Annotated in this window: 1 protein-coding gene and 8 tRNA genes; 8 read left to right on the plus strand and 1 reads right to left on the minus strand. The window is 48.0% G+C overall.

Annotation, left to right across the window (positions count from 1 at the left end; genetic code table 11):
• Positions 1-24 precede the first annotated feature (24 nt).
• The 8 genes from HT717_RS09670 (at position 25) to HT717_RS09705 (ending at position 827) form a co-directional block, all read left to right on the plus strand.
• Positions 25-98 (plus strand) — tRNA-Met (locus HT717_RS09670).
• A 100-nt stretch (positions 99-198) separates the two neighbouring features.
• A tRNA-Ile gene (locus HT717_RS09675) sits at positions 199-272 on the plus strand.
• Positions 273-284: 12 nt separating this feature from the next.
• Positions 285-374, plus strand: a tRNA-Ser gene (locus HT717_RS09680).
• A gap of 10 nt (positions 375-384) precedes the next feature.
• Positions 385-458: transfer RNA gene (locus HT717_RS09685), tRNA-Met, on the plus strand.
• Between the two features lie 3 nt (positions 459-461).
• A tRNA-Phe gene (locus tag HT717_RS09690) sits at positions 462-534 on the plus strand.
• A 20-nt stretch (positions 535-554) separates the two neighbouring features.
• Positions 555-625 (plus strand) — tRNA-Gly (locus tag HT717_RS09695).
• 34 nt (positions 626-659) lie between these two features.
• Positions 660-733: transfer RNA gene (locus HT717_RS09700), tRNA-Ile, on the plus strand.
• A gap of 6 nt (positions 734-739) precedes the next feature.
• Positions 740-827, plus strand: a tRNA-Ser gene (locus HT717_RS09705).
• 67 nt (positions 828-894) lie between these two features.
• Here HT717_RS09705 and HT717_RS09710 read toward each other — a convergent pair.
• Positions 895-1,026, minus strand: a 132-nt coding sequence (locus HT717_RS09710; RefSeq protein WP_016569788.1) for an ISL3 family transposase, incomplete at its 5' end; no start/stop codon positions are given.

Raw genomic sequence — 1,026 nt, forward strand, 5'->3', positions numbered from 1 at the left:
TCGAATCCTGTCTTCCCGATATATGGCGGTGTAGCTCAGCTGGCTAGAGCGTCCGGTTCATACCCGGGAGGTCGGGGGTTCGATCCCCTTCGCCGCTATAAAGATCTTGTTGGACCTTTAGCTCAGCTGGTTAGAGCTCTCGGCTCATAACCGAGTGGTCGGGGGTTCGATCCCCTTCGCCGCTATAAAGATCTTGTTGGACCTTTAGCTCAGCTGGTTAGAGCTCTCGGCTCATAACCGAGTGGTCGTAGGTTCAAGTCCTACAAGGTCCATTTGAATAGTATGGAGGATTACCCAAGTCCGGCTGAAGGGAACGGTCTTGAAAACCGTCAGGCGTGTAAAAGCGTGCGTGGGTTCGAATCCCACATCCTCCTTTTTTATTAACGCGGGATGGAGCAGCTCGGTAGCTCGTCGGGCTCATAACCCGAAGGTCGTAGGTTCAAATCCTGCTCCCGCAATAAGGCTCGGTAGCTCAGTTGGTAGAGCAATGGATTGAAGCTCCATGTGTCGGCGGTTCGATTCCGTCTCGCGCCATTTTTATTAATAGTATGTATGCGGGTGTAGTTTAGTGGTAAAACTACAGCCTTCCAAGCTGTTGTCGCGAGTTCGATTCTCGTCACCCGCTTTGAACTTTGTTCAAATTACCAAGTTTTTAACTTGGGCGCGTAGCTCAGGTGGTTAGAGCGCACGCCTGATAAGCGTGAGGTCGGTGGTTCGAGTCCACTCGTGCCCATTAATTGGAGAATTACTCAAGAGGCTGAAGAGGACGGTTTGCTAAATCGTTAGGTCGGGTAACTGGCGCAAGGGTTCGAATCCCTTATTCTCCGTTTGAATGAGAGTTTATAACTCTTTTTTATTCCGGCTCATTATCAACTGTAGTGGGTTGAAGAAAAGCTAAGCTCGAGAAAGGACAAATTTCGTCCTTTCTTTTTTGATATTCAGAGCGATAAAAATCCGTTTTTTGAAGTTTTCAAAGTTCCGAAAACCAAAGGCATTGCGTTTGATAAGTTTGATGAGATTATTGGT

Origin of the sequence: Streptococcus sp. 959, from assembly GCF_013277075.1 — a bacterium.
GTDB lineage: Bacteria > Bacillota > Bacilli > Lactobacillales > Streptococcaceae > Streptococcus > Streptococcus pseudopneumoniae_C.